The following is a 5,056-nucleotide window of genomic DNA, read 5'->3' on the forward strand; positions in this document are numbered from 1 at the left end:
TTTTCCTTCGTCTCCTAAGTACATGATGTAGTCATCCTCTCTGATATATTTATAATCCTCTGCGTATTCTATGAATGTAAATCCAGCGTTTACCGAATGTGCAAATTTCCTTATTTTGTTGTAAACATGTGGAGAATTTTCTATCCATTTACTTTCCTGCTTTATCAATCCCTCTTTTAAAATGAATATTGTGGGGACATTTAGACAACGGTGCAAATTTATTTTTCTTTTATATTTTGGAACAGTATAGTCCAAGTCATCTTTTTTTCCAATATACCATATGTTTACTTTTTCGGAGTTTGAGTCTATTTTGTATTCTTTTAAAATCTCCAGTATTCCATCTTCGCTAAGTCTTTTGTGGCTATCCTTTAATTTCTTTTCAATAAATCTTGTAATTAGATCAGCCATTGAAATGTATTCATTAACCATATCTCCTTTTAATACAACATTTATGTCGTGATACTGGTGTTGAAGTTCGTTCCATCCCTCTGTCAATTCGCCTTGAAAATGGTCAATAAATATATTGCAACCCTTTAGTTGGTATCCCTTTGATAATTTCCAAATACAAACATAAGGATAATATCCGCTCAAATCTTCAATAAATTGTAGAGTATTTTTTTCAACTACAGCACTACCTCCCTTTCCGTAGTACTTCACTTTTGGCATTATGGACGTATTAAAAGTTGAATAGAATATGTTTATTTCGAGACCATCTATCTCCAGAAATCCAGTAAATAATTTTTCAAGTGCATCCAAAAATTTATCTTCAAAAATTTTGCCAATATCGTATGATTTATAGACTGGTAAAATTCTTTCTATATCAGCATCTGATAACAACGAATCGATTAACCCATGGTACTTTTCTTTTATGTTATCTTCTGAATCTTCTGAAATTGTAACGGCAATTCCTAAACATCCTTTAAAAAAATTCTTTCCACCAACCTCAAATTTTTTTCCATCACTCGCAATAGTCTTTATTTTCATTATTATATGTATTTGGAATCGTTATTAAATAATTTCTACGACCCGCATTAGACAGCCGTCATTCACGCCCCGTATTTATTGACAGAACCCTACCCCTTTTCCCAAACTTTAAAAACAGAGGGGGATATTCTCCGATATGAAGAATCTGTCACCGACAGAAAAATACAAATTCAAGCGTAAACTGGAAGAGTTAGAGGGCATAAAAGGCCAGCATACAGAATTGATAACTCTATACATCCCTCCAGACAAACAAATTTCGGATGTTGTCGCACACTTAAGGGATGAATACTCGCAGTCATCCAACATAAAATCCAAGCAAACGAGAAAAAACGTTCTTTCAGCCATAGAATCCATCATGTCCCAGGTACGCTATTTTAAAACCCCCCCTTCCAACGGCGTAGTATTTTTTGTCGGTGAAGGAGCAAAAAGCGGCGGACAACCGAAAATGATGTCCCAAGTACTGGAACCACCGCTTCCAATTTCCATATACCTCTACAGATGCAATTCGCAGTTTTACCTCCAGCCCCTCAAGGATATGCTCGAAGAAAAAGACAGCTATGGCCTCCTTTTAATAGACAGGAGGGAATGCACAATCGGCTTTCTTTTCGGGAAAAGAATAGATATGGCAGCCTATCTGACATCACGTGTTCCGGGCAAGCACGGCAGGGGCGGGCAGTCGCAGCGCCGATTTGAAAGATTGACAGAAATTGCCGCTCATGAGTGGTTTGTCAAGGCAGGGGAAAAGGCGTCCGAACTGTTTCTGGAAAAAGAAAATTTGAAAGGCGTGCTGGTCGGCGGTCCCGGCCCTACCAAGAGGGCGTTTCTCAACAAAAATTATCTAGACTACAGGATAGCCGATAAAATAATTGGCGTGTATGATACCGGCTACACCGATGAATACGGACTGAAAGAACTCATCAATAATGCTGCTGATGACCTAGAAGAGATGGACATAATTAAAGAAAAAAAAATCATGAACAGATTTATGAATGAAATAAGAAGTGACAGCGGGCTTGCGATATATGGTGAAGAAGAGGTCAGGAAAGCACTTATGATAGGGGCCGTGGATACGCTCATTTTGTCTGATGCGCTGAGAAAGTACAGGGTGACAATCTCCTGCCAGTCCTGCGGTTACACGGGCAATATGGTTGTAGACGATCTGAATAACGTGAAATGCCCGAAATGCAGTTCCCTTACCAATATAGAAAAAGAAAAAGATATACTGGAAGAATATTCAGAGATAGCAGAGCAGTCATCTACTGACGCACAGATTATATCGAGAGAGACAGAGGAGGGAAACATCCTCATGAAAGCATTTGGCGGAGTGGCAGGGATTTTGCGTTATAAAATAGAATAGGAATTCTGTCGATATGCATTTCAGATAAGATGCTTAGGGATATCCGCCAATTTTCAAACTCGGGTCACCTATAATGCACCATTCTTCTACTGTCTTACAGTCTATCTGAGTATCTGATTCTGGCTCATCGTTCCAACCGATTGGAAATTTGTTCAGATAGTTCTGTATAGCCGTACCCCAACAATTGCCAAGTGTATGTTTTCCTTCCACACCATATGAATAAAAAAATTGTCCTTCAATGTAGCCCCCAAAACGTTCGATGGTATCTGGAATGCTATTGTTGTCCTCATCACCAACAGCCCCGTAACCAAGTCCTGTATATCCAATGGTTGCTATTGCCCCGCCTCCATTTATCCTTGTAAGGTGCCAGCTCCAACATTCAAAAGTCGGCTGATATGTCCATTCGTTTTTGGAAAAGTCAAAGAAGCTTATATTGAACTCACTGTTATGACAGCCGCCAACACTTACAATCGGGAGTTTATTCCCATTCTTCAGAAGATCCATGTTGTATGTCATCAAACCGTTAATCCATGTTCCATTATCCCCTACGGGATGGGTTGCCCATGCGGTTGGGCTCCCATGACCGTCAAATGCAACAAATCCAAAGCCTTCATTCATGGTTTTTATCACATTCATCCAGGCAAATCTGGCAGCAAGTTTTCCGGATTTCCCTCCCATAAGGCTTTTATCAGACGCATAAAGTTTTGTTGCCGTGAATTGAGATGGCATGTAACTGAATTCGTGTGTTGTTGAATATTCTCCGTCATATACGCCGGCAGGATCCCCAGGGAATGTATCTCCCCCAATCAGAAGCATTTTATTAAACCATGATGGATCCGCTCGCGACCCTTCGTAAGTCATTATTTTGTCAATCATGGTCTTCGCTTCCTCTTCATTTCTTGCCGGCAATCTGCCCACGTAAACATCTGGATAGAGATCACGGATGTCTGTATCTGTTTCGGTCCACTCGGCGAATTTTCCATTGCCATTTGTATCCCATGAAGAAAGGTTTCCGTTTGCATCATAAATATCGGCGAAATAGAGATCGCTGAGATAGCCATTTTCCCCCCAGCTGCCTGGCAAATAATCCTTCAGGGCAGAATATCTAACTGGCACCCACCATAGGCTGTCGTCAACTTTATTTGGTCCGTCAAAACCCCAGTTCCCTGTCCACATTGATCTTTTTCCCCCGACGAACAGAACATATTTTATTCCCCATTGTTCAATGCTGTCTTTAATAAAATATTTTATCTTCTCCGCCCCATCTCTACCCTGATAATGTGATACAATATCCTCCACACTTTTCATTACCGTCTTCATTCCATGGTCATTCTTGAAATCCACAAGTGGTTGAAGGATGCTCTCAAAAGCCTGCGGTGCAACGACTACAAGATCATACAAATTTAAGTTTTCATTAACAACGGGATAACTCGGCTCTTCGTATATCACCTTAAATTGCATCTCGTTGACATATTCAATTTGATTTTTTGCAGGGTAATATCGCACGGGGTAAACATTGAGCACTAAAAAAGTTACGTGTTTTCCATCAGCAAGCCCCCCCCAAGGGCATAGCGGTACCATGTCTGTGGGTAAGGGGCATCACTTGCATATAGCTCCTTATCAGGCGTGCAGCTTATTTTTTGAGGTTTCATATTCAATGCTACAGGTTTATACGCCGGCTGGATTTGTTTCGATATGGCCATTTTTGCTGGATGCGGTGGAACCGTCTCCACATGCACAATTCGTGTACCTAAAGGAAATGTAAGCACATTCGATTGAACGGGCAAAACAGGCTTACCACCCTCTGAAGAGCAGGATAACCCACATGCTTTTATAGTGGCATAATTTCCACCATACTCAATAACGGGTGATGAAAAAGCCAGTGAAATATCCATCTCTTTTTTTTCTTTTACAGAATGAATTTGGTATTCATACCCGCTGTTTAATTTCTCTTTGTTATATCCTGCTACTCCAAAACTTACAAATAGCAGCATTGCTACTACAAGCATGCTTCCAATTTTTGTTTTCTTCATATTTTTGCCTCCAAGGTATATAACAAATTATAGATTATAAATGTTGCTGGCTTTGAAAGACTTACTTCAATATTTTTCCAGTTTCCATATACCATAGGTACAAATCCAGTTTTGAGAGAGTTATCCCCAGTTTATCGGCTACCTCTTCCAGCTTTTTTTCTATCCCGATATACTCCCTTTTATTCAGTATCTTCGGTACCTCCTCCATCAGCTTGTATCTTTTCATTACTCTTAGAATATGTCTGTCGAGGATGGCCAAATTTTTATATCCTATATTTCTCAAAAAATGGCTCGCCTCCTTATAGCCAAATCCTTTTATGTTTTCCACAAACCATTCTCTTGCCATCCTTCCATCTGAAAAATTTTTCAAAATTTTATCTATATCTCTGTACCCCCTATTATAACAGATATACTCTGCTCTGTTTGGGAACCTGTAGCCATACTTTTTCAGACGTGCCCTCAATTCTTCTTTATTTGATGTATGAAATGCATTTTGCAAATTTTTCTGCAGTTTTATACACATCCCGGCTGAGGAGTTTGCTGTCAAAACGCAAAAGCATAATTCTCCAAATTTGTCATTTACTTTTCCAAACCCATCGATTCTTTTGTCAACTACTTCCTTTATGGGAGTATGCATTAAAACTTTAAGTCTGGCCAGAAGTCCCTCTACGTCCTGCATACC

Annotated in this window: 5 protein-coding genes; 1 reads left to right on the top strand and 4 read right to left on the bottom strand. The window is 39.7% G+C overall.

Annotated elements, in window-relative coordinates; all coding sequences use genetic code 11:
* Nucleotides 1-984: hypothetical protein (locus tag U9O96_06335; protein ID MEA2054708.1), on the bottom strand; the 984-nt coding region annotated here is incomplete at its 3' end.
* Nucleotides 985-1,120: 136 nt separating this feature from the next.
* Here U9O96_06335 and prf1 point away from each other — a divergent pair.
* Nucleotides 1,121-2,341 carry a peptide chain release factor aRF-1 gene (prf1, locus tag U9O96_06340; protein MEA2054709.1) on the top strand — a complete coding sequence of 407 codons (1,221 nt, stop codon included), beginning with the start codon at nucleotides 1,121-1,123 and terminating at the stop codon, nucleotides 2,339-2,341.
* 33 nt (nucleotides 2,342-2,374) lie between these two features.
* On the opposite strand, the gene U9O96_06345 is transcribed toward prf1, so the two are convergent.
* From U9O96_06345 to U9O96_06355, 3 genes are all read right to left on the bottom strand, one after another.
* Nucleotides 2,375-3,922 carry a C25 family cysteine peptidase gene (locus U9O96_06345; GenBank protein MEA2054710.1) on the bottom strand — a complete coding sequence of 516 codons (1,548 nt, stop codon included), beginning with the start codon at nucleotides 3,920-3,922 and terminating at the stop codon, nucleotides 2,375-2,377.
* Nucleotides 3,874-4,374: a hypothetical protein gene (locus tag U9O96_06350; protein MEA2054711.1), complete on the bottom strand. Its 501-nt coding sequence runs from the start codon at nucleotides 4,372-4,374 to the stop codon at nucleotides 3,874-3,876. The genes U9O96_06345 and U9O96_06350 overlap by 49 nt, the downstream gene beginning before the upstream one ends.
* Before the next feature lie 61 nt (nucleotides 4,375-4,435).
* A partial coding sequence (locus tag U9O96_06355) for an N-glycosylase/DNA lyase (protein MEA2054712.1) occupies nucleotides 4,436-5,056 on the bottom strand: 621 nt, incomplete at its 5' end.

This window comes from Candidatus Thermoplasmatota archaeon (assembly GCA_034660695.1).
In the GTDB taxonomy this organism is placed as follows: domain Archaea; phylum Thermoplasmatota; class E2; order UBA202; family DSCA01; genus JAYEJS01.